The 21,625-nt window shown below is 61.8% G+C and carries 23 protein-coding genes and 1 pseudogene; 17 read left to right on the top strand and 7 right to left on the bottom strand.

The genetic code is table 11. The features are described 5' to 3' along the window. Nucleotides 1-38: 38 nt before the first annotated feature. Entirely contained in the window at nucleotides 39-512 is a 474-nt protein-coding gene (locus tag P9272_RS08575; protein WP_278160177.1) for a hypothetical protein, read from the bottom strand. Between the two features lie 435 nt (nucleotides 513-947). Between P9272_RS08575 and P9272_RS08570 the strand changes: the two genes are divergently transcribed. Beyond that, complete coding sequence (locus P9272_RS08570) at nucleotides 948-1,613, top strand: DUF1109 domain-containing protein (protein WP_278160176.1); 666 nt, start codon at nucleotides 948-950, stop codon at nucleotides 1,611-1,613. A 314-nt stretch (nucleotides 1,614-1,927) separates the two neighbouring features. Here the strand turns inward: P9272_RS08570 and P9272_RS08565 are convergent, their stop codons facing one another. Then, the gene (locus P9272_RS08565) at nucleotides 1,928-2,470 is read right to left on the bottom strand and encodes a cytochrome b/b6 domain-containing protein (RefSeq protein ID WP_278160175.1); all 543 of its coding nucleotides are present in this window, start codon (nucleotides 2,468-2,470) and stop codon (nucleotides 1,928-1,930) included. A gap of 45 nt (nucleotides 2,471-2,515) precedes the next feature. Here P9272_RS08565 and P9272_RS08560 point away from each other — a divergent pair, with 45 nt between their 5' ends. The 14 genes and pseudogenes from P9272_RS08560 (at nucleotide 2,516) to P9272_RS08495 (ending at nucleotide 17,805) form a co-directional block, all read left to right on the top strand. After that, nucleotides 2,516-3,310, top strand: a complete 795-nt coding sequence (locus P9272_RS08560; protein ID WP_278160174.1) for a YdcF family protein — start codon at nucleotides 2,516-2,518, stop codon at nucleotides 3,308-3,310. Between the two features lie 530 nt (nucleotides 3,311-3,840). Next, nucleotides 3,841-5,346 (top strand): multicopper oxidase domain-containing protein, encoded by a 1,506-nt coding sequence (locus P9272_RS08555; protein ID WP_347404042.1) that lies wholly within the window; start codon nucleotides 3,841-3,843, stop codon nucleotides 5,344-5,346. After that, nucleotides 5,343-6,533 carry a cytochrome D1 domain-containing protein gene (locus P9272_RS08550; RefSeq protein ID WP_278160173.1) on the top strand — a complete coding sequence of 397 codons (1,191 nt, stop codon included), beginning with the start codon at nucleotides 5,343-5,345 and terminating at the stop codon, nucleotides 6,531-6,533. Before P9272_RS08555 ends, P9272_RS08550 begins: the two co-directional genes overlap by 4 nt. A 45-nt stretch (nucleotides 6,534-6,578) precedes the next feature. Then, nucleotides 6,579-7,541, top strand: a complete 963-nt coding sequence (locus P9272_RS08545; protein WP_278160172.1) for a Spy/CpxP family protein refolding chaperone — start codon at nucleotides 6,579-6,581, stop codon at nucleotides 7,539-7,541. A 60-nt stretch (nucleotides 7,542-7,601) separates the two neighbouring features. Beyond that, nucleotides 7,602-8,912, top strand: coding sequence for a glucoamylase family protein (locus tag P9272_RS08540; protein WP_278160171.1), 1,311 nt, complete (start codon nucleotides 7,602-7,604; stop codon nucleotides 8,910-8,912). A 241-nt stretch (nucleotides 8,913-9,153) separates the two neighbouring features. Next, the gene (locus P9272_RS08535) at nucleotides 9,154-9,546 is read left to right on the top strand and encodes a hypothetical protein (RefSeq protein ID WP_128256641.1); all 393 of its coding nucleotides are present in this window, start codon (nucleotides 9,154-9,156) and stop codon (nucleotides 9,544-9,546) included. A gap of 102 nt (nucleotides 9,547-9,648) precedes the next feature. Then, nucleotides 9,649-12,174, top strand: a complete 2,526-nt coding sequence (locus P9272_RS08530) for a copper-translocating P-type ATPase (RefSeq protein WP_278160170.1) — start codon at nucleotides 9,649-9,651, stop codon at nucleotides 12,172-12,174. Beyond that, a complete protein-coding gene (locus P9272_RS08525) occupies nucleotides 12,171-12,548 on the top strand; it encodes a cupredoxin domain-containing protein (RefSeq protein ID WP_128256639.1) in 378 nt (125 codons plus the stop codon). Before P9272_RS08530 ends, P9272_RS08525 begins: the two co-directional genes overlap by 4 nt. Nucleotides 12,549-12,557: 9 nt before the next feature. After that, nucleotides 12,558-12,830, top strand: a complete 273-nt coding sequence (locus P9272_RS08520; RefSeq protein ID WP_278160169.1) for a DUF2933 domain-containing protein — start codon at nucleotides 12,558-12,560, stop codon at nucleotides 12,828-12,830. Next, nucleotides 12,827-13,507, top strand: coding sequence for an isoprenylcysteine carboxylmethyltransferase family protein (locus P9272_RS08515; protein ID WP_278160168.1), 681 nt, complete (start codon nucleotides 12,827-12,829; stop codon nucleotides 13,505-13,507). The genes P9272_RS08520 and P9272_RS08515 overlap by 4 nt, the downstream gene beginning before the upstream one ends. 28 nt (nucleotides 13,508-13,535) lie before the next feature. After that, entirely contained in the window at nucleotides 13,536-14,750 is a 1,215-nt protein-coding gene (locus P9272_RS08510; protein ID WP_278160167.1) for a methionine adenosyltransferase, read from the top strand. 27 nt (nucleotides 14,751-14,777) lie between these two features. Next, nucleotides 14,778-15,383: pseudogene (locus tag P9272_RS08505) on the top strand (ABC transporter ATP-binding protein); the annotation flags it as partial. A 181-nt stretch (nucleotides 15,384-15,564) separates the two neighbouring features. Continuing rightward, nucleotides 15,565-16,101, top strand: coding sequence for an HlyD family efflux transporter periplasmic adaptor subunit (locus tag P9272_RS08500; protein ID WP_278160166.1), 537 nt, complete (start codon nucleotides 15,565-15,567; stop codon nucleotides 16,099-16,101). 246 nt (nucleotides 16,102-16,347) lie between these two features. Continuing rightward, nucleotides 16,348-17,805 (top strand): NAD-dependent succinate-semialdehyde dehydrogenase, encoded by a 1,458-nt coding sequence (locus tag P9272_RS08495; RefSeq protein WP_278160226.1) that lies wholly within the window; start codon nucleotides 16,348-16,350, stop codon nucleotides 17,803-17,805. A gap of 256 nt (nucleotides 17,806-18,061) precedes the next feature. Here P9272_RS08495 and P9272_RS08490 read toward each other — a convergent pair whose 3' ends face one another. Next, the gene (locus P9272_RS08490) at nucleotides 18,062-18,469 is read right to left on the bottom strand and encodes a hypothetical protein (RefSeq protein ID WP_278160165.1); all 408 of its coding nucleotides are present in this window, start codon (nucleotides 18,467-18,469) and stop codon (nucleotides 18,062-18,064) included. Between the two features lie 365 nt (nucleotides 18,470-18,834). Beyond that, nucleotides 18,835-19,074 carry a TolC family protein gene (locus tag P9272_RS08485; protein WP_347404044.1) on the bottom strand — a complete coding sequence of 80 codons (240 nt, stop codon included), beginning with the start codon at nucleotides 19,072-19,074 and terminating at the stop codon, nucleotides 18,835-18,837. Between the two features lie 40 nt (nucleotides 19,075-19,114). Between P9272_RS08485 and P9272_RS08480 the strand changes: the two genes are divergently transcribed. Further along, nucleotides 19,115-19,246 (top strand): hypothetical protein, encoded by a 132-nt coding sequence (locus P9272_RS08480; RefSeq protein ID WP_278160164.1) that lies wholly within the window; start codon nucleotides 19,115-19,117, stop codon nucleotides 19,244-19,246. Between the two features lie 21 nt (nucleotides 19,247-19,267). After that, the gene (locus tag P9272_RS08475) at nucleotides 19,268-19,582 is read left to right on the top strand and encodes an ATP-binding protein (protein ID WP_278160225.1); all 315 of its coding nucleotides are present in this window, start codon (nucleotides 19,268-19,270) and stop codon (nucleotides 19,580-19,582) included. A gap of 48 nt (nucleotides 19,583-19,630) precedes the next feature. Here the strand turns inward: P9272_RS08475 and P9272_RS08470 are convergent, their stop codons facing one another. The 3 genes from P9272_RS08470 to P9272_RS08460 all read right to left on the bottom strand — a co-directional run bounded on the left by P9272_RS08470 (nucleotide 19,631) and on the right by P9272_RS08460 (nucleotide 21,621). Next, the gene (locus P9272_RS08470) at nucleotides 19,631-19,798 is read right to left on the bottom strand and encodes a hypothetical protein (protein ID WP_278160163.1); all 168 of its coding nucleotides are present in this window, start codon (nucleotides 19,796-19,798) and stop codon (nucleotides 19,631-19,633) included. A 16-nt stretch (nucleotides 19,799-19,814) separates the two neighbouring features. Further along, nucleotides 19,815-20,786 carry an AraC family transcriptional regulator gene (locus P9272_RS08465; protein ID WP_278160162.1) on the bottom strand — a complete coding sequence of 324 codons (972 nt, stop codon included), beginning with the start codon at nucleotides 20,784-20,786 and terminating at the stop codon, nucleotides 19,815-19,817. Nucleotides 20,787-20,973: 187 nt separating this feature from the next. After that, on the bottom strand, nucleotides 20,974-21,621 hold the full coding sequence (locus P9272_RS08460; RefSeq protein ID WP_128256631.1) for a response regulator transcription factor: 648 nt from the start codon (nucleotides 21,619-21,621) through the stop codon (nucleotides 20,974-20,976). Nucleotides 21,622-21,625: the final 4 nt, after the last annotated feature.

Here is a 21,625-nt window from a genome sequence, read left to right as displayed (position 1 = left end):
CGCGAGCTAAGCGCCCGCTACGATCTTCGCAAGATACGCTAGGCGATGCCGAGTTTCACTCCGATGTCGGCGGCAAGCTGCTCTTCGGTGTAGGTAGCCGTGAGCAGGGATCCATCCAGGCAGGCAAGCGCCCGTGCGACGGTTTCATCGACCGGCGAGAAGAAGCCATTCTGTTTCGTTGCCAGGACAAAGACCTGTTCGCCGCCCCGGTTCCGGATATCGCCGATATGATGGAGTTGGCGGCCTGTGTTCCGGTCCACCGAGACCACCCGGCCGTTGATGCTGACCCGGATGGATGGCTCCGCTTCGGCGGCGACTGGCGAACCACCGCCAACATGGATGATCAGTCCTTCGGCTTCCGGCTTCTGGCGGGGTTTTCTCGACGCCGAATAACCGCCGCCGCTGATCTGGTCGGCAAGGCGCACTATCGTCGAGCGGTTCTGTTCGATCAGTCGCTTGACCTGAACGTCCTCGCGCCTCGGGCCATCCCGCTTGGAGATGATGTCGACCATGAATCCTCCCAGATTCACCCCGCCGTTTGTGTCGGGGTCGCGTCTTCTTTTCTGACCCTACACGACCTCGGTGAGGTTCGCCATTCGTTCGTTGGCTAGCACAAAATATTGGGCAGCTGGTAGCAGGTGGCTGCTACATACCTCCGCTGACGAACTGATCGACCTCAGAACCAAAGTGCGAATGGCCGCTTCAAGTCATTGTGACGACAATGCCCAACCAACCCGAATGTCAGCTTTTTGATTTTTCGCGCCCAGAATCGTCGGACTACTTTCGGCCCTAGCCGGCGTCTTAGACCCGTACTTCTGCTTCTGCAGTTACTTAGATTGGTGGTGCCTTCCAGGCGGCCACAGGGATTTCCATTGGGTCACTAAAGGTGGCAACGCATCGCGCCATCGCAAGCCTGCGCAAGGCGATCCTCAAAGGAGACGAGAGTCGTGAAAACTGATGATCTCATTGCCGGTTTGGCGAGCGACGTAAAGCCCGTCAAACGGCTTCGGCCATCGGTAGCTCGCGCAGCAACCTGGCTTCTGCTGGCCACGATGGTCCCGTTCCTGCTGGTCATCAGCCAAGGTCTCCGCTTCGACCTGGCACAGTGTCTGCGCGAGCCTTCATTCGTGATGGGAATGGCGGCTTCGCTCGCAACCGGAATTCTCTCGGCGATCGCCGCCTTCGCGCTGAGCTTGCCGGATCGCTCGCGGCTGTGGCTGCTGTTGCCGATTCCGACGCTTTGCCTTTGGCTGTCGAACATCGGCTATCAATGCCTCACACAATGGGTGAGCATCGGGCCGCAAGGCGTGACCTTCGGCGAAACCGCCCGGTGCTTCGCGACGATCGTTCTTACGAGCCTGCCGCTGTCTCTCGCTATGCTGGTCATGCTGCGCCATTCGGCGTTGCTGCAACCGCGCATCGTGACGATCATGGGCAGCCTGTCGATCGCGGCCATCACCGCCACGGCGCTGTCGCTAATCCACCCCATCGACGCGACCATCATGATTCTGATCATGAATGTTGGCATGGCCGCAATGCTCGTCCTCCTGGGCAGTGTCTTTGCGCGCACGATGTTTGGCTGGGTGGCGCCGCGTTCCCCGACCCTCAACTGATCCAACTCCGAGAATGACCATGAGCCGCCGCCAGTTCGCCACCCTTGCTGTTGCCACCTCCTTGATAGCTGCGATCTCGGCACACGGTGCGGGAAGATTTTTTGATTCTTGCCTACGAAGAACTCAATAAAATCATTGATCTGAACGCGCCCTCGTGGCCGGGTCGATTTAGGACACCGCGGCCTTAGTCCCGAGCTTGCCCGCTTACGCCTGTCGGCACGCCGCTCGCGAGCGGGCGCAGGAGTATCCGCGCGAAGCTGCGCTGCAGGCCTAATGACACGATCAGAAGCATCGGTCCTCGGTGCCGAGGGAGGTCAGCGTCCGAAAAGCATTCCTTTCATAACCCCATCGCGGAACAGTACCGAGTGGATCAGCGCGGCCAGGACGTGCAGGCCGATAAACGCGACAAGTATCCAGAACAGAGTGTCATGGATCGCGATGAAATCTTTGGCGGTCAGACCCGCGACGTTCGGCGGGCGGGGTACCGAAAGGAATCCGAAAAGGCGTGTCGGAGGCATCAGGGGCATCGGGCGGTAAGCGAGCCAGCCCGTTATCACGACGGAAAGAATGAGGCCGTACAAGCAGGCATGAACCGAAGCGGCCGCCGATCGCACAAGCCAATGCGCTTGCCGGTCGGGAGCCTTGGTGACAGCACGAACCACCAGCCGCAGAACAAGGATGCAGAATAGGGTGACGCCGATGGAGATGTGTGTGGGCAGCCAGGTCATAGCTATCACGCCCGGCCCCTTCATAGGGCCGAGGGCGACGACAACCTGCCAGGCCAGAGCAGCCACCGTCAGCCAATGGAGCAACTTGACGGCGGGGTGCCAGCGAGCGGTTGGGTGCTTCACTGTCATCGCGGTGCGCAGACTCCTCTCGCCTGGACTCAAGGTTGGCGCCTGATGTCCTTCATCGTCTCCAAGCTGATAGAGATATTTCTCCTTCCATCCAACCTGATCGCCATCCTCGCATTGATCGGGGTGGCCACGGCTCCGTTCGGCTGGCGGAAGCTCAGCCGAACCAGTCTCGTCGGCTCGGCGCTGCTGCTGGCCATATGCGGCTGGGCTCCTTTGGGTCCGGCCGCATTGATGGCATTGGAGAACCGCTTTCCAAAACCCGTCATCAACGGCCCGGTGACCGGCATTGTCATGCTTGGCGGGGCCGTCGACACCCACGTTAGCGTCGATCGCCAGACTCTGGCGATGAATGAGGCGGGAGAACGGCTGACCGAAGCCGTGGATCTTAGCAGGCGATATCCGGACGCTCGTATATTCCTCTCGGGCGGCGCCAATCATATCATCAGCAGCAACCGGACAACGGAATCGCAGGTTGCTCGCGATATTCTCGTGATGCTCGGCGTGCCGGCCCAGCGCATCGAAATGGAAGAACGATCGCGCACGACCTGCGAGAACGCGGTCGAGAGCAAGGCGGCCATCCAGCCGAAGCCTGGGGAACTCTGGTTGTTGGTCACGTCGGCGAACCACATGCCGCGAGCGATGGCTTGCTTCCGCGCCGTAGGGTTTCCTGTCGTCGCCTACCCGGCGGACTTTCGGACACGGGGCATGGCCGACCTCTGGCGGCCGACGGGATCCGTCGCATCTGGCCTCGCAGCCGCCGATCTCGCCGCGCACGAATGGCTCGGTCTGCTAACCTACTGGTCGATGGGGAAGACCACCGAGCTCTTTCCCGAGCCGTGAATTCTTTGATCTAGAGCAAATTTTGGTCCCGATCTCTGGGGTATGATTTTCAAGATGGCGTTGTCGCCACAGTGGAAGGGTTTAATTGTGGATCGGAATAGCACCCGATCAGGGCTGGACCGTTCGACAAAGCGCTCGTCGGAATTCGGCGGGTCGCGGTGGATTGCCGTCTGCCTCGCCTTTCTGGTGGCGTTCGCCCCTGTCGTTTACGGTCATGCCAACGCGACCGTGGCTCAGCATGGTGCCCAGTGGGCGGTGGAGCACAATCATGGCTTCCTAGTGAAACAACGTGATGGCCATCAGGCTCCGTGCAACGATGCCGGCAAGGCTAGCCATCAAGGAACATGCTGCATCTCGACTTCGAGTTGCTCCTTCTGCGCTACGGTTGACGGCCATCTCTTCACAAGCGTTTCGGGGAGCCAACCGGTCGCGACCGCCCCGCCTTTTATGTCCTCTCCAGGTGAGGTGCCGATTCGACTGCGCCCTCCAAAGCTCATCGTGACCGCCTGAGCGCACGAGCCCTCGCGTTCGTGCGCATCACTGCCGTTAATCCGGCCTCAAGTCACGAATATGAGAGCTTTGCTATGCAATCTATATCCCGTCGCCAGTTCCTGGCGTCCACCGCGGCTGCCGGCGCTGCGAGCGTCGTCCTGCCGTTGATCAGTTCCCGCGCGACACAAGCGGCCGCCTCCAGCATCATCCGAGCCGAAACTCGCGTCATCGACGTGGCCGGCCGCGCCGCCAAGGTCTTCGGTCTCGTTCAGTCCGACGGCACGCATGGGCTCACCATGTCGGCAGACGATGGCTTCCGGCTCCGACTCGAAAACGCGCTCAACGCGCCAACCTTGATCCATTGGCATGGCCTGACGCCGCCATTCGGACAGGACGGCGTGCCGGATCTGCCGCAGCCGTTGCTCCAGCCGGGCCAATCCTATGACTACAGCTTTCCCATCGCGACGCCGGGGACGCACTGGATGCATGCGCATACCCTGCAGGAACAGCAACTGCTTGCCGCGCCGCTCATCATCAGCGATCCGGCCGAGCAAGGTGCCGACGAGCAGCCAGTGGTGGTGCTGTTCCACGACTTCAGCTTCAAGACCCCCGAAGAATTGCTGATCGGGCTGACCGGATCCGCGCCCGCAACGGGAAACGGCGGCATGGCCGGACACTCCATGTCGGGCATGGATATGCAAGGCATGTCGGGCGGGCAAGGCATGGTCATGCCGATGGACGTCAACGATATCCAGTACGACGCCTACCTAGCGAACGACCGCACGCTGGACGACCCGCAAGTGTTCGCAGTCGAACGGAACGGAACGGTCCGGCTGCGCCTTATCAACGGCGCGACCGCCACGGCATTCTGGATCGACACCGGGTCAATCGAAGGCGAAGCAATCGCTGTCGACGGGAATCCCGTCACCCCAGTGCGCGGTCGCCGCTTTCCGCTCGCCATGGGCCAGCGCATCGACATTCGGCTGCGCATTCCGGACGAGGCCGCCGCATGGCCGGTCCTGGCTCTGCGCGAAGGCGGTGTCGAGCGCACTGGTTTCGTGCTGGCGACCAGGGGCGGCGCGGTAAAGCGCATCGCGTCTGTTGGCGACCAGGCGACGGCCGCGCTGGATTTAAGATTCGAGTCCATCCTCATCGCCGCCAAGCCCTTGGTGGTGACGCCCGCGGATCGGAATCAGCCCATCGAGATCGGCGGCACGATGCAGGGTTATTCCTGGACGCTCAACGGCAAGACATGGGGCAACCATCAGCCAATCCCGGCGCGGAAGGGGGAGCGCATCGAACTGACGCTGCGCAACGCCAGCATGATGGGCCATCCCATGCATCTGCACGGCCATCACTTCCAGGTGGTTGCTATCGATGGCCGCCGTTTCGCGGGAGCCGTCCGCGATACCGTTTGGGTGCCGCCGATGCGCGAGGTGACGGTGGCGTTCGACGCCGCGAACCCGGGGACGTGGGCCTTCCACTGCCACCACCTGTATCACATGGCGACCGGCATGATGACCGTCGTCGAATACACCGCGTGACCGATTTCGAGGATAAGACCGTGAGAAACTATCGCAGCAACAATGCCGTCGCTCCGGCGGTCGAAAACCGCTCTGGCATCAGCCGCCGCACGACGCTGTTGGCCCTGATGACAGCTACTGCCGTCGCCGCGGCCGCTGTTCTCGTCAAGCCTGCGGGAGCAGCCGAACCCGTGGCTTCAGGCTTCGTCTACACTGCTGACGAAGAGGACGGCTCCATCAGCCGGATCGACCTCTCAACCGGGAAGGTCGAAACCTTTCCGGTCGCCATCGCGCCGCACAATGTCCAGTTCGTCCCGGCTACCGGTAGACTGCTCGCGGTAGGGGCCCCGCGCCCCGCCGGCGGTGAAGGTGGGAGCGGCCACAGCGATGATCACAGCAAGACAGGCGGCATGGGTGAAATGGACATGGATGCCGGGGGCAAGCTCATCGCCCTTGACACAGCTAACCTAGCATCGGGGCCAATCGCTTCCATTCCTGCCGGCGCACATCCGGCCCATGTCATCGCTGACCCCGACGGCAATCGAGCCTTCGTCACGGACTCCGAACACAACATCGTTTCCGTGATCGATCTCACAAACGGTGCAGTCATCGCGACGGTCCCCACCGGCGACTATCCCCACGGCCTCAGAATGAGCCCTGACGGTAGGTTCATCTACGTCGCCAATGTTAAGGACGGAACCGTATCGGTTCTCGATGCGGTCAAGCTGACCGAAGTGGCGCGGATCAAAGTCGGCCAAGCTCCCGTACAGGTCGGGTTCACGCCCGACGGCAGCCGCGTCTATGTTTCGTTGCGGGATGAGAACAAGGTCGCAGTGATCAATACGTCCGCCCGACAGGAGATCGAGCGGACCGAGGTCGGTCGCTCGCCGATCCAGGTGCACGCCACGCCCGACGGACGCTTCATCTTTGTCGCCAACCAGGGGACCGAGGCCAAGCCGAACGACACGGTCTCCGTCATCAACGTCGCGAGCGGCAAGGTGGTCAAGACGATCCGCACCGGGTTGGGCGCGCATGGCGTTGCCGTCAGCAATGACAGCGCCTTCGTCTTCGTGACCAACATCCTCGACGGAACCGTGTCGCTGATCTCGGTCAAGAACCAGTCGGTCCTGCAGTCGTATGTCGTCGGCAAGGGGCCAAACGGGATCACATTCCAGGCGCCGCTGCCGACGCCGGGAAGCGCCGGGTAACCGGTGCGGACGAACGCTGAACCCGAAACCCAGGAGAACCAAGCAATGAAAACGCTAAGCAAGTCCATCCTAGCCGCAGCCATTCTCTTCACATCTGCAGCCTTCGCCGAGGCCTCCCATCATCCCACTGCGGAAACTGGGCCTGCCAATTCGCCCGCTCCGCTGTCCGGCGATAGCGCCGCGACGATGCGCCAAGGCGGAATGACGTCCCAAGGCAGGATGATGCCCCAGAGCGGGATGATGCCGCAAGGTGGGATGATGCCCCAGGGCGGAATTATGCCCCAGGGTGGAATGATGTGCGGAATGATGTCTCGGGGTGAAATGATGCCCCAAGGGGGCATGATGTCTCGGGGTGAAATGATGCCCCAAGGGGGCATGATGCCGCAGGGCGGAATGATGCCGCAGGGCGGAATGATGCCGCAGGGCGGAATGATGCCGCAGGGCGGGATGATGCCGCAGGGCGGGATGATGCCTCAGGGTGGGATGATGCCGCAGGGCGGAATGATGCCGCAGGGTGGGATGATGCCGCAGGGCGGAATGATGCCTCAGGGCGGGATGACGTCCCAGGGTGGAATGATGCCTCAAGGCGGTATGATGTCCGGCGAGATGATGCGGATGATGATGGGCATGATGTCTGCCAGCAACGGACCGGCTGAACTGATAATGTCCCCGAGCCACGTCGAAGGGCGCATCGCGTTCCTGCAGGCCGAGCTCAAGGTGACCGATGCACAACAACCGCAATGGAAAGCCGTGGCCGAAGCAATGCGTGCCAATGCCAAGCTCGCCGAACAGACGATGGCCGGGATGGGCGGCGCGATGATGTCCGCTGACCCTGCCGCCATGACGCCGCTGAAGAGGATCGAACAGGCCGAGCAAATGCTGTCCGGACGTCTCGAAGGACTGCGCCAGTTGAAATCGGCGATCGAACCGTTTTACGCGACATTGAGCGACGCGCAAAAGGCCGTGGCCGACAAACTGCTCGCGCTGGCGCCGATGGGCATTATGTGAGGTCGAAGGGACCGTCGCGTCGCACCGCGACGGGCCGCACGACCAGGAAAAGGTGAGGCCATGGAAGCGAAGCGGAGCGTCCGCGCGGAAGAACTGCTGTTGTTGCAGCGCGAAACCTTCAACTACTTCCTGGGCGAGGTGAATCCGGCTAATGGCCTCATTCGCGACAAGACCGCCGCCGATTGGCCGGCCAGCATCGCCGCGACGGGACTCGCTCTTGCCTGCTATCCCGTCGCTGTCGAGCGCGGGTTCATGACGCGCCAGGCAGCCGTGGCAAGAACGCTGGCCACGCTGCGATTCTTCTGGACGAGCAATCACGGACCCGAGGCTGACGCCACCGGCTACCGCGGGTTCTACTATCACTTTCTAGACATGCAGACCGGCCGCCGCGCTTGGCACTGCGAGCTGTCTACGATCGACAGCACCCTGTTGTTGGCGGGCGGTTTGACAGCGGCCGCCTATTTTGGCGCGAACGCAGCGGAGGAGCGGGAAATCCGCACGCTTGCCGATGCTCTCTATCGCCGTGCCGACTGGCAATGGGCACAGAACCAGGGCGCGACAGCGACTCACGGCTGGACCCCCGAAAACGGGTTCATCAAATACCGCTGGGAGGGCTATGACGAGGCCCTTCTGCTTTACGTTCTGGCGCTCGGCTCACCGACCTTTCCTCTTCCCGAGAGCAGCTACGCCGCCTGGACGTCGACCTACCGCTGGGAAAGCTGCTACGGCCACGAATACCTCTATGCCGGGCCGCTGTTCACGCATCAGCTGTCGCATGTCTGGATCGACTTTCGCGGAATCCGGGATGCCTTCATGCGGGAAAAGGGCATCGACTATTTCCAGAACAGCCGGCGGGCAACCTACCTCCAGCAATGCTATGCCATCATGAACCCGCGCAAGTTCGAGGGCTACCGAGAGTGCTGCTGGGGCATCACCGCGAGCGAGGGGCCAGGTCCGGCTACTCTCAGGCTCAATGGCATCGTCCGCGAGTTCTACGACTATGTCGGGCGTGGCGTTCCCTATGGACCGGATGACGGCACGCTCGCGCCTTGGGCGGTCGCCGCTTCATTGCCGTTCGCTCCGGAGATTGTCCTGGAGGCGCTCGACTTCTGCATCCATCAAGCGAAGCTGAAAGAGTTCAACAGATACGGCTTCAAGGCCGCCTTCAACCCCACTCATCCTGGAGAGCCGAGCAATCCCTACGGCTTCTGGGTGTCTCCCTGGCACTTTGGCATCAACCAGGGCCCCATCGTGCTGATGATCGAAAACCACTTGAGCGACCAGGTTTGGCGCTTGATGAGAGGCTGTCCGTACATCGTAGCCGGGTTGCGCCGTGCCGGCTTCACCGGCGGCTGGCTGAACGACGTGTAGTGCTTCTTCGACATGAGTGCCGCTTTCCGCGCATCTCTCCACCACTTTTGCCGCACAACTGGAGTGCGCGGGTTTGCCTGAAGGTTTCGCTGCAGCCGAGTTCGATTTGGATTTGACGCAGGTCAAAGTGCATTGGGGTCGAACAGGCGATCATGCCACGAGGTGAGAGCTTGGACGTCGTGCTGTGCTTGGACGATCTTGTCAGATTTGGCAGCAGGACCATCGGACCGCAACCGGTACCTTGGATGTGATCAAGCTTGCCTTCGGGCTTGCTCTTTTCCTGTTGTTAACACCCCCGGGCCACGCGCAGGCGCACGAGTTCGGTGCGTCACAAGGTATTTCGTCAGCCAAGATGGTTCCATCCATCGCCGACTGCGAAGCAGATCGGGTGTCCTGGACGACGACCGTTCCTTCCGCATCCGCTCCGGATGATTCAGGCTGTGATGCCGCAGCCCACGCCAATTGCGGTCTGTGCGCCGGTGGCCATTGTTTCGCTTGTTCCGCTGCAATTCTTGCGACCGCTTCGGACATCGGCCTAGTACCGGAGCCTTATGCTCCGGCGTTCCTCGACCAAGCAGGCTTGGCGCTGACCAAGCCTGACGAAGCCTTTCGGCCTCCTCGTTCCGTTCTCTGACGACCTGCTCGGCGGGCAAATCTCACGCTCGCCGACCCAGGCCGCCCTCTGTGCTGGGCCCACGCTGGCTCCGGTCGCGAACGTGTTTCGAGGAGAAAACCCATGAATGTGCGGACAGAAGCTGCAATCCCTGACCAACGGTCTGGTGGCTTGGACGTGGAGTCGCTCACCCTCCGCATCGGGGGGATGACCTGCGCCCACTGCCCGCCAGCGGTCGAGAAGGCCATTCGAGCGGTCAAAGGGGTCCGGGCCGCCTCGGTGAACCTCGCCACACAGACGGCGAAGGTCGACTATGACCCGGGCCAAGCGAAGGTCGCAGACATCCTGCGTGCCATCCGCTCGGTCGGCTACGCCGCCGGCACGGCGACCATGCGCATTCCCATCAAGAACATGCATTGCACCTCGTGCGCCATAGGTGTCGAACTGGCGCTGGACATGACTCCGGGCGTGATCGCCGCGCGCGCCAGCCTGGCGCCCAATGCGGTCGACATAGAGTACCAGCCGGAACGGACCGATTTCCAGGAACTGAGGAGGTCGATCGAATCCTCCGGCTATAAGGTCGCCGAGCCGAAGGTGAGACTAACGGGCGAGACGCTGGACCCGGCCGAGGCGGCGAACGAGCAGGAATACCGCAGCCTGATGCGGAGGTTGTGGCTCGCCGCCGTCATATCCCTCCCCGTGATGGCGCTCAGCTACCCCGATCTCATTCCGGGGCTGCGCGATTGGATGCCAATGGGCAGCGATACGCGCCGGGTCGTTTGGGCGCTGCTTGGTGTGCTGAGCCTGCCCGTTCTGATGTGGTCCGGATCGCAATTCTTTGTCGGCATGTGGGACGCGCTAAAGCACCGCGCGGCCAATATGCACACGCTGATCTCGATCGGCATCACGGCGGCGTTCCTCTACTCGGTCGTGGCGGTCGCGTGGCCAGGAATCTTTCCCGATATAGCGCTCGCTGAAGTCTTCTGGGACGTGACCGATGTCGTCGTCGCGCTCGTCGTGCTGGGTCTGGCCCTGGAGATCAAGGCCAAGGGCCGGACCTCTCAGGCGATCAAGAAGCTGATCGGGCTGCAGGCGAAGACGGCGAGAGTCGTGCGCGACGGCAAGGAAATCGACCTTCCCGTCGAGGAAGTGCTGGTCAGCGACATGGTGATCGTCCGTCCCGGCGAAAAGGTTCCGGTCGATGGCCAAGTGACTGCCGGATCGAGCGCTGTCGACGAGTCCATGATCACGGGCGAATCCATGCCGGTCGAGAAGCAGGCCGGCGACGAGGTTATTGGCGGCACGCTCAACAAGACAGGCGGCTTCCGCTTCACCGCGACCAAGGTCGGCAAGGACACCGCGCTCGCCAGCATCATCCGCATGGTGAAGGACGCGCAGGGGTCTAAGGCCCCGATCCAGCGCGTCGTGGATACCGTGTCGGGCTACTTCGTGCCAGCGGTCATGATCGTCGCGATCCTCGCGGCGGTGGTCTGGTACGATTTCGGGCCTGAACCGCGGCTGATCTATGCCACGGTCATCCTGGTCACCACGCTGATCATCGCATGTCCTTGCGCGCTCGGCCTTGCCACTCCGACGTCGCTCACGGTCGGCATCGGCAAGGGAGCGGAAAACGGAATCCTGATCCGCTCCGGCGACGCGCTGCAGGCGGCCGAAAAACTCGACGCGATCATCCTCGACAAGACGGGGACGATCACCAAGGGCGAGCCGGCGCTGACCGATGTCGTCGTCACGCCAGGCCACGAAGAGACCGCCGTGCTGCGGCTCACCGCTTCCCTGGAGCGTGGCTCCGAGCATCCGCTGGCCTCGGCCATCGTCAAGGGCGCCGAGGCGCGGAAGATCGAGCTGGTCGACGCTGAAGGTTTTGCAGCCATCCCGGGCCACGGTGTCAGTGGTCGAATCGACGGCCATGACGTGCTGTTTGGCAACGCCAAGCTCCTGCGCGACCGGGGTGTTCCTGCAGACGTGCTGCTGCCGCAATGGGAGCGCCTCGCCAGCGAGGGCAAGACGCCGATGTATGTTGCGGTCGACGGGCAGGCGGCCGGGCTGATCGCGGTCGCCGACACCGTCAAGCCGGACTCCAGGGGGGCGATCGAAATCCTGAAAGGACTCGGCATCGAGGTCGTCATGCTGACCGGCGACAACGAACCCACGGGTCTGGCGATCGCGCGCGAAGTCGGCATCGACCGCGTGCTGGCGGAAGTCCTTCCGGACGACAAGGCGCACGAGGTGCAGAAGCTGCAGCTCGAAGGCAAGTCGGTCGGCATGGTCGGCGACGGTGTCAACGACGCGCCGGCGCTCGCACAGGCCGATGTTGGCTTCGCCATCGGCACCGGAACCGACGTCGCTATCGAAGCGAGCGACGTGACGCTTATCCGGGGCAGCCTGATGGGCGTCGTCACGGCGATCGAGATCAGCCGGGCGACGATGCGCAACGTCCGGCAGAACCTCGTCGGGGCCTTCGGCTACAATGCGCTGGGCATCCCGGTTGCGACGGGCGTGCTCTATCCATTCATCGGGCTTCTGCTCTCTCCCCTCATCGCAGCCGCCGCCATGGCGTTCAGTTCGGTGACCGTCGTCACCAATGCCAATCGTTTGCGTTTCTTTCAGCCGAGGAGGACAGGCTCATGACACCCGACCGCTGGATAGTGACCGTCGCCGGAATCGGCCTGGTCGCGTTCATCATCTGGTTCTTCTGGCTCAAGCGCTCGAAGGGCGTCCGCGCCGCGGAAACGAGCGGCGGCTACCAGGAGGCGATGATCCTGGTGAAGGGCGGCTACACGCCCGACACGATCGTCGTCCGCAGCGGCCGCCCGGTTCGGCTGAATTTCCGCCGTGAGGAGACGGCCTCCTGCTCGGACAAGGTGATCTTCCCCGATTTCCAGAAAAGCGCCGATCTGCCGACGGGTGAAACCGTCGCCGTCGAGCTGATGCCCGAGGAACCAGGCGAGTTCGGATTCTCATGTCCCATGGGCATGTTCCGCGGCCGCCTCGTCGTCGAATAGGAGACCAACATGTCAATGCATGACCATACTGACCACGACCAACCGCAAGGCTCCTTTCTGACGTCCCGGGCAGGCCTCGTCCTGCTTGGCTTCCTTGCGATCGGCGGGTTCCTGCTCTTCACCGAGCACCGCGCGCATGTGCTTGGCGCGCTGTTCTATCTGCTGCCGCTCGGCTGCGTCTTCATGCACTTCTTCATGCATAGAGGACACGGCCATGGAGGCCATGGACATGGCGGGCACAGCGGTCCCCGCAACCACTCCGGCGAAAGGAATCCGTCATGAGCGCCGACACACAAGCCTATGGCCTCTGGAGCCTGGTCATCGTCAATTCTGCCGTCTTCATCCTGTTCGCCTACAGCTTCTTCAAGCCGACGACGACCCGTGACTGGCGCTCGTTCGGCGCGTTCAGCGCCTTCCTGGTCGCGCTGTTCGCGGAGATGTATGGCTTTCCGCTCACCATCTACTTGCTGTCGGGCTGGCTGCAGTCCCGCTATCCGGGGATCGACTGGTTCTCGCACGATGCCGGGCACCTGCTGGAAATGATGTTCGGCTGGCGGGTCAATCCACACTTCGGGCCGTTCCATCTGCTGAGCTTCCTGCTCATCGGCGGAGGGTTCTGGCTGATCGCGGCCGCATGGCGGATTCTCTACGACGCGCAGCAGGGCCGCTCTCTCGCGACCAGCGGGCCGTACAGCTATGTCCGTCACCCGCAATATGCCGGCTTCATCCTGGTGATGCTCGGCTTCCTCGTCCAGTGGCCGACGCTGCTGACGCTGGCGATGTTCCCGGTGCTGGTCGTCATGTATGTGAGGCTGGCGCGGGCTGAGGAGCGCGAAGCGGTTGCCGAATTCGGCGACACCTATCGCGCGTACTTGAAGAAAGTCCCGGGATTCCTGCCGCGGCTGGATCACGTCCTTGCCCGATTGAGCGGCCAGTCCGGTGAAGGCAAGCCGTCATGACCAGTCGCTCGTAGTCGGACGCACAGACATGTCGCTCCCTGAAGCCTCGTCAAACCTACGGCTGGTGCTGACGGCATACGACGTTCCCGATGACCCGGTCGAAGTCGTCGAGCGTAAGGGACTGGGGCACCCGGACACCATCTGCGATGCCCTTGCTGAAACATTCTCGCGCAATCTGTCCCTGGAGTATTCTCGACGCTTCGGTCGCATCCTTCACCACAACGTGGACAAGGCGCTTCTGGTGGGCGGTCGCTCCATGCCCGCTTTCGGGGGTGGCTCACTCACCAGCCCGATAAACATCTATCTGGCGGGCAGGGCCGCAACTGAAATCGGCGGGGGAAAGATTCCGGTCGAAGAGATAGCGGTCGAGGGATCCCGGTCTTGGCTGAAATCCAGCCTGCACGCCCTCGATGCGGACCGCGACGTCCGATTCCACGTGCTGACTCGACCCGGTTCACAGGATCTGCAGGAGCTGTTTTCGCGTATGTCCGAAGCTCCGTTGGCCAATGATACTTCGATTGGCGTTGGCTATGCGCCGATGAGCGCCCTTGAAAGTCTAGTGCTCGAGGTAGAACGGCACATCAACGGAAGAGACCGAATTCGTGTACATCCCGCGTGGGGCGAGGATGTAAAGGTGATGGGTGTTCGACAAGGCAAGTCAGTTCGCCTGACCGTCGCTTGCGCCATGATCGGACGTTATCTCGCTCACAGTGACGATTATTTTGGCGAGATATCCGAGCTCCGGACGCTGGTGGCGGAACTTGCCCGACAGCATGGATTCACCGAGTCCGAAGTGGACGTCAATGCCGCCGATGGAGCGTCCCAGGGCGCTCTTTATCTCACCGTCACGGGGACCTCAGCCGAGGCTGGGGATGACGGCCAAGTAGGCCGCGGCAACAGGGTCAATGGCTTGATTACGCCCTGTCGGCCAATGAGCCTTGAAGCGGCCGCGGGCAAGAACCCGGTATCGCATGTCGGGAAGATCTATAACATCGCGGCGCGTGATATCGCCGAGGCGATCTGCGCCGCCCTATCCGAGATCGCGGCTGCCGAGTGCATGTTGGTGAGCCGGATCGGCGACCCGGTAACTCGACCCGCCCTCGTGCAGTTGAAAGTCGCGACTCGAGACGGCTTGCCGATCGCGAAGATCAGGCGATCCGTGGAGGCAATCACGGCAGATCGTCTGAGCCGAATTCCGAAACTCATCGAAGATTTCGTCGCTGGCAGAATAGCCACGTTTTGAGGCGTGGCCCAGGCAGGTCAAGAAAGCATGACTGACAAAGTATTTGCCGCTCGGGAATTGACCAAGACCTATGTCTCCGGCGAGACGAAGGTGCACGCCCTGCGCGGCGTGAACCTAGAGATTTCGGCAGGGGAAGTGGTCGTCTTGCTCGGCCCATCAGGCAGCGGGAAATCGACGCTGCTCAATATCATGGGCGGGCTCGATCACGCGACCAGCGGCGAGCTCTCCTTCAGGGACCTGCGGCTGACCGACCTCGACGATCGAGGCCTGACGTCCTATCGCCGCCGGCACGTCGGTTTCGTGTTCCAGTTTTACAATCTGATCCCCAGCCTGACGGCCTACGAGAATGTCGCGCTGGTCACCGAGATCGCCGACGATCCGATGCGTCCAGAGGAAGCTCTCGCTCTCGTCGGGCTGGAGCCGCGCATGAATCATTTTCCGGCGCAGCTGTCCGGCGGCGAGCAGCAGCGCGTCGCCATCGCCCGCGCGATCGCCAAGCGTCCCGAGGTGCTGCTCTGCGATGAGCCGACAGCCGAACTCGGCACGACCACCGTCATCATCACCCACAACGCCATCATCCAGGAAGTCGCGCATCGGGTCCTGTTCTTCAGCGACGGGCAGATATCGAAGACCGTCACCAACGAGGCCCTGCGCGAAGGCGCAAGTCGAGGTCCGGCGCAACGAGCAGGCGATCATTCAGGCGCGGCTCGGCCAGCCTGCGGACGATGTCGCGCAATCCGATCCGGCCTGCTGCATCCAACTTCGTGCGCCAGTAAGCGGCCGCATCTTGAAGATTGTTCAGGAGAGCGAGGGCATGGTCCAGCCTAGCGCCCCATTGGTCGAGATCGGCGATCCGCTCGATCTGCAAGTGGTCGCGGACCTGCTGTCGACGGATGCAGTCCAGATCAGGCCCGGCGCCGCCGTCCGGATCGACGGCTGGGGAGGGACTGCGCTTCAAGGCAAGGTGACGCGTGTCGACCCTGCCGGCTTTCTCAAAATCTCAGCGCTCGGGATCGAGGAGCAGCGTGTCCACACCGAGATCGACTTCGTCGACCCTCCCGAGAAATGGTCGCTGCTCGGGCACGACTATCGCGTGATCGTGCACGTGACCAGTTGGCCGGACGACAATGTCCTCACCGTTCCGGTGGCGGCGCTGTTTCGAAAGGGCGACGACTGGGCGGTGTATGTCGCCAAGGACGCACGAGCGCGTACGACTCTGGTCCAGATCGGACACCGGAACAGCAGGGTGGCAGAGATTAAGTCCGGCCTGTCGGAGGGCGATCGGGTCGTGATGCACCCAAGCGACCGGGTGAGCGACGGCGTAGCCGTACGCGAGCGAGATGCTGAATAACCCAGGCACTGACCGTCAGCCTCAGAAGGGCGGCGGCGGACTGATGGCGGTCATCGATGTGACGTGACGCGGGATCAGAGTAGTGCTGTTGCAAGCCGGGTTCCTCCGGCGAGCACCCAGACGCCTATCGTGTGCGCTGGAATAACTGCCGAGGTGACGCTGCGGCTACGCAGCTTTCCGCGACATCGCCAGAAGAGACGTCGCCTTATCAAAAGGAGCTTTTCTGTGTCGGGTATAAAGAGTCCGCTGCTTCGCCATCTAAAACAACCGGGTCTATTCGCCGCGCTGGACTGCTTGGCATCCTGCGGCGAACAGCGTGAGCGAAGCGTGTTCCAGGTCTTCAATCCCTCAACCGGCGAATTGCTCGCTGAGCTTCCCGACATGGGAGCCGCGCAAACGAAAGCTGCAATCGACAGGGCCTACGTCGCGCAAGCCAAATGGGCAGCTCTGACCGCTCGAGATCGCAGTGACACATTGTGGCGCTGGCACCAACTGATCCTTGATCACACGGATGACCTGGCTGCAATCCTGACCGCCGAGATGGGTAAGCCGCTGCCCGAGGCAGTATCGGAAATCTCGCACGCCGCCGCTTACTTGCAATGGTATGCGGAAGAGGCCAATCGCATCTATGGCGAGACGATTTCCGCTCCTTCGACGGATCGGCGGATGCTGGTGATCAAGCAGCCGATCGGTGTCGTTGGCACCATTACGCCCTGGAATTTTCCTGCTTCGATGGTGGCCCGCAAGATTTCTCCGGCTCTGGCGGCTGGTTGCGCGATCGTCCTGAAACCGGCTGAGCAGACGCCACTCGTCGCTGGCGCGATGTTCGCGCTGGCGGCGGAGGCGGGTTTCCCCGATGGCGTCGTCAATATGATCTATGCCTCCGAAGGTGCAGCGGTCGGGCGTGAGCTCTGCGTCAATCCAAAAGTGCGCAAGATCAGTTTCACCGGCTCAACCGAAGTCGGGCGGCTGCTGATGCGCCAGTGCTCGGATCAGGTCAAGAAAGTCAGCCTCGAACTGGGCGGGAACGCGCCGTTCATCGTCTTCGATGATGCCGATGTCGATGCTGCCGTCGACGGTGCAATCCAGGCAAAGTTCCGCAATGCTGGACAGACCTGCGTCTCCGCCAACCGGCTGTATGCGCAATCAGGCGTGCACGACGAATTCGTCGAGAAATTTACGGCGCGGGTTCGCTCGCTCTTGGTCGGCGATGGCTTCAAACCGGGTGTCGCCGTCGGGCCGTTGATCGACGCCCATGCCCTCGCCAAGATCGAGGCTCATATTGCGGATGCGATCGAGAAAGGCGGAGCCATCTGTTGCGGCGGAAGCCGGGTAGGTCACGGCGGCACCTTTTTCGAGCCGACGGTACTGACGGGCATCACCAGCGAGATGCTGCTCGCGCAGGAGGAGACCTTTGGGCCGCTCGCGCCGATCATCCGCTTTGACGATCCCGATCAGGTAGTGCGCGCAGCCAACGATACGATCTACGGCCTTGCCGCCTATTTCTATGCCTCCAATCTCAAGCGCGTCTGGCACGTGGCCGAGGCGCTCGAATATGGCATGATCGGTATCAACACTGGGCGGATGTCATCGGAAGCCGCTCCCTTTGGCGGCATGAAGCAATCGGGGATCGGTCGCGAAGGGTCGAGACATGGCTTGGAGGAGTATCTCGAGATGAAGTATCTCTGTATGGGTGGACTCTAACTCGGTGCGTAGACGGCAGGCTCTCTGCTTTTCATGGACTGCACCTCTAACGAAAATTCACTTTCAATCGATCAGAACATTGGACGACGAGGAAGTCTGGCTCCAGATGGCCAATGCTTTCCAGTTGGGCAGCACGGCTCCACGAAGCTGCACCGGTCTAAAACCAATGCTCCTGGGAAGGATCCAGTCTTCCGAAATTCCACTATTGTGGCTTTCAGAGCGGCAAAGCTGAACATAGCGTCCGCCATCAAGCCGGCTAGCTCCGGACCACCGTCGCGCGAACATAGTTCAGTTTCCGGGTCCCGACAGCGCCGCTGTCGGTGATCTTGAACCCGCTCCGTTCGAGCACGCGCGCGCGTTCCGGTCGCTCCATCACGCGCTGCTTGCGAGCAGCGGCGACACCATGCACGACGAATTGCGCGAGCGGATCCGGCGCGCCGTGCGGACCGAACTTGTCGAAAAGCGGATCGGACATGACGTGCCCGTCGAATTCGCGGTTCAGTTCATCGCCGGCGCATTCCTTGCGGTCCTTGCCTGGTGGATTGCCGAGGACGCCAGCCTTCCACCGCTGCAAGTCGATGACCTGTTCCAGCGGGTGGCGGCCAAGGGCCTGGGCGGGTAGCGTATTGCGAAGTGCGAGACTCTCTTTAGCCACTGCTAGCATTAGAACACATGGTCTCGCTCGCCCCTGGTTGACAACCAGAGTACCGCACGCCAATTTTGTCCCGTTTGAGGGATCAACCGGGGGATACCCATGAAGAAGACTTACGAGAAGCCAACTCTCCACAAGCGCGATCGCCTTGGGGCTGTAGCTGCACAGGTGATCATCGTTTCTGGGCCTGTCTAAGCCTTTCCGCTTGGCAGCACATCAAGCCCGCGGGCTCCGGCCGGCGGGCTTTTTATTCGCCGGGGAGAAGCTAGGATTTTATGCTCGGCGGGAGCGTCAGCCGTCTGCCATGAGTTTCAAATTGCGTCTTTCGAGCCGTTGTCGGTCATTTTCTCTCTCCTCTGATTGACCGTTCATCTTGTTCACTGCGCCACGACTTTCGCCGCGAAGTGGGGCCTAGTCGTGACGTCTATGATCTCGGGTGTCGCGCTATCGACGACATCGTCCCACCCGCCGCCGAGCGCCTTGTTGAGGGCGATATAGCCGGTCGCGATCGACACGCGGCTCTGCAGCAGCGAGTCCTCCGCCGAATAGGCTGAACGCTCGGCGTCCAATACATCGAGGAGATTTGCCTCGCCGGCCTTGTAGAGAGTGCGCTCCAGTTGCGCAGCGTCCGCGTAGGATTTCGTGGAGGACGCGAGCTTGCCGTTCCTTATCCGCTCCTGCCAGGACGCGGTCGAGCCGGTGGAACTGGACAGGCTGGTTCGCGATATCGAGGTCGAGATGGTCTCGCTTGGTCACGCGGTGACGATCGACCATCTCGATCATGTGTAGGTCAAAGCCGGCGCGCTCGGCCTGCGCCGGGCGCTGCGCAACCTGATCGTGAACGCCGCGACGCACGGCAAGAACTGTACCGTCTCGCTTAGCGGGCGGGGCGGCCAGGCGGTTCTCACCATCGTCGATCGCGGCCCCGGCATTCCGCCGGATCTATTGAACAAGGCCTTCGAGCCGTTCTTCCGGGTCGATCCGGCGCGCACGCAGTTGATTCCGGGTGCGGGATTGGGGCTGGCGATCGCGAAGGAGATCATCGAGCGCTACGGTGGGACGATCACGCTGGAGAACAGGCAGGGGGGAGGGCTAGTCCAGACAATCAGTTTTTCCCGGGAGTAGAACATGATTCTCGGGTCCCCGATCATGGCGTGTCCTGTTCAAGTCATATCACACGTAAAGCGGATCGTTCACCTGACCTTGCGCGAGATCACACCCATGTGTCAGCCGCCGATCCGATCTTGCCGGATCAGCGAAGAATCCGAAGGCGATCCAGTTGTGGGTGGCCGGGCCGAGAGCGATCGTCTGTTTCGCTCGGATCATGAGCTTCACAGGCATATATATGTCCGGGTCCTTAGGCGATTCTCCGGTCAGGCAAGCCGTCTGCATAGTTAAGCGACGGCACATCCGGATGCCTTTGCCGAATGGTCCTGCGCCAAGCCCCGGGTGACAATCCAGTGATCGTCCTGAAGGCACGCGTAAAATGGCTCTGATCGGCAAATCCGGTGGCAAGTGCTACTTCGGCCAGTGTGTCGCTTGTTTCGAGGAGTGCGTTTTGTGCCTTTCGTATCTTCGCGGCAAGATACCAGCGATGCGGCGACACACCCGTAGAGGCCTTGAAAGCACGGGCAAAATAGGCCTCGGAAAGCCCAATCACATCGGCCAGGTCCTTTAGAAAAACGGCTTTGGGCAGGCTCTGCTCCATCAGCACCGTCACGCGCCGGAGCTGTGCGGGGGCAAGTCCACCCCTTCTCTCCTCCTGCCTCCTTAAGCCAAACAGATTGTGGGATATCGCTAGGGCAAGGCTGTCGCCATAGAAGCGATCATCCGGGTCGGTGCCGACGCAAGCATCCGCCAGCAATTCGACGAGAGCCAGAAGGCGGTCGTCCTGGAACATCACGCGCGGCGCGAGACGGGATGTGAATTCGAACGTTTCGCCAAAACGTTCCGCCAGCTCAGCAAGATCAAAATCGATGATCAGTCGGCGGATGTAGTGGGACCGTCGGGTAACCTGCCAGAGAGGGATGCCGGCTGGGACGAACGTCAAATGTCTGACGGTCTCTTCCGCGGAGGTCGGCATGGACGGTGCCGGGCAGTGCGGTGTCAGCAGCATTTCCACGGGGCCGCCGACCTGCTCCAGAATAGCGGTCAGACGCGGCCGTTTTGACCGGAGGTCTTCGGGATGCTGGCACGGACCATGCAGGTGGGCGATCTCGACACGAACGCCGGCCATGCATCGCATCTGTCTATGCGAAACCGTTATCTCGGCCGCTGCCATGAAGCCCGGCGTCGGCTCGCCCAAACGATCTGTCGTTTGACTGGTCACCGGTTGTCCCTCACGGCAGCACATCGCTCCTGCAACGCCGATATGATGCGCTTCGTGAAGGTCTCGCGAAATTGGTGAGGCGATGGAATTTCCGGCCCTTCCAATGGGCCGGCGCCGGCTCATACTTTCGAACCAGGACAGCAAGCGCGGCCGGGGCGGCGACAGAAGTGCTCGAGCCAGGGACCTGCTAAAGTTGAACCAGACCCCGCCGGCTGGCGACCGCGATCGCTTCGGTCCGGCTTAGAACATTGAGCTTGTTGAAGATGCTTCGCAAATGCGACTTCACGGTCGTTTCGCTGATGTGCAGGCTGAGGCCGATCTCCTTGTTGCCCTTGCCTTGCGCCAACAGGGTCAGCACGTGCATCTCGCGGCCGCTGAGCTCTTCGCTGCTGACGGCGGCCGCAAGCTTTGCCACCAGCAGTGACGGGATGCAGATCTCACCTGCGTGAACCTTCCGGATGCAGTCGAGCAGATCTTCTCGCTGAGCGTCCTTCAGCAGATAGCCGCGCGCACCGGCCTTGATGGCCCGGGAAATTTCATGGTCGGTGTCGAAGGTGGTCAAAACCACAACGCGCGCCGAAGGGTCCTGCTGTCGGATTTCGCCCATGGCCGCAACACCGTCGAGAACCGGCATACGCAGGTCGAGCAGCACGATATCGGGACGCTGCTGCCGCCAGAAATCGACGACATCGCGGCCGGTTGCGGCTTCTGCGACGACCAGCATGTCCGGCTGACGGCCGATGATTGCTGCCAAGCCTTCGCGCACGGTTACGTGGTCGTCGGCAATCAGAACCTTGATCCTGGCGGTTGGCGTTGTTTCGGCCGCATTGCTCATGACG

It is taken from the genome of Mesorhizobium sp. WSM4976 (assembly GCF_029625685.1).
In the GTDB taxonomy this organism is placed as follows: Bacteria; Pseudomonadota; Alphaproteobacteria; order Rhizobiales; family Rhizobiaceae; genus Mesorhizobium.
The sequence above is the reverse complement of the archived record's forward strand: the minus strand, read 5'-3'. Positions and strand labels throughout refer to the sequence as shown.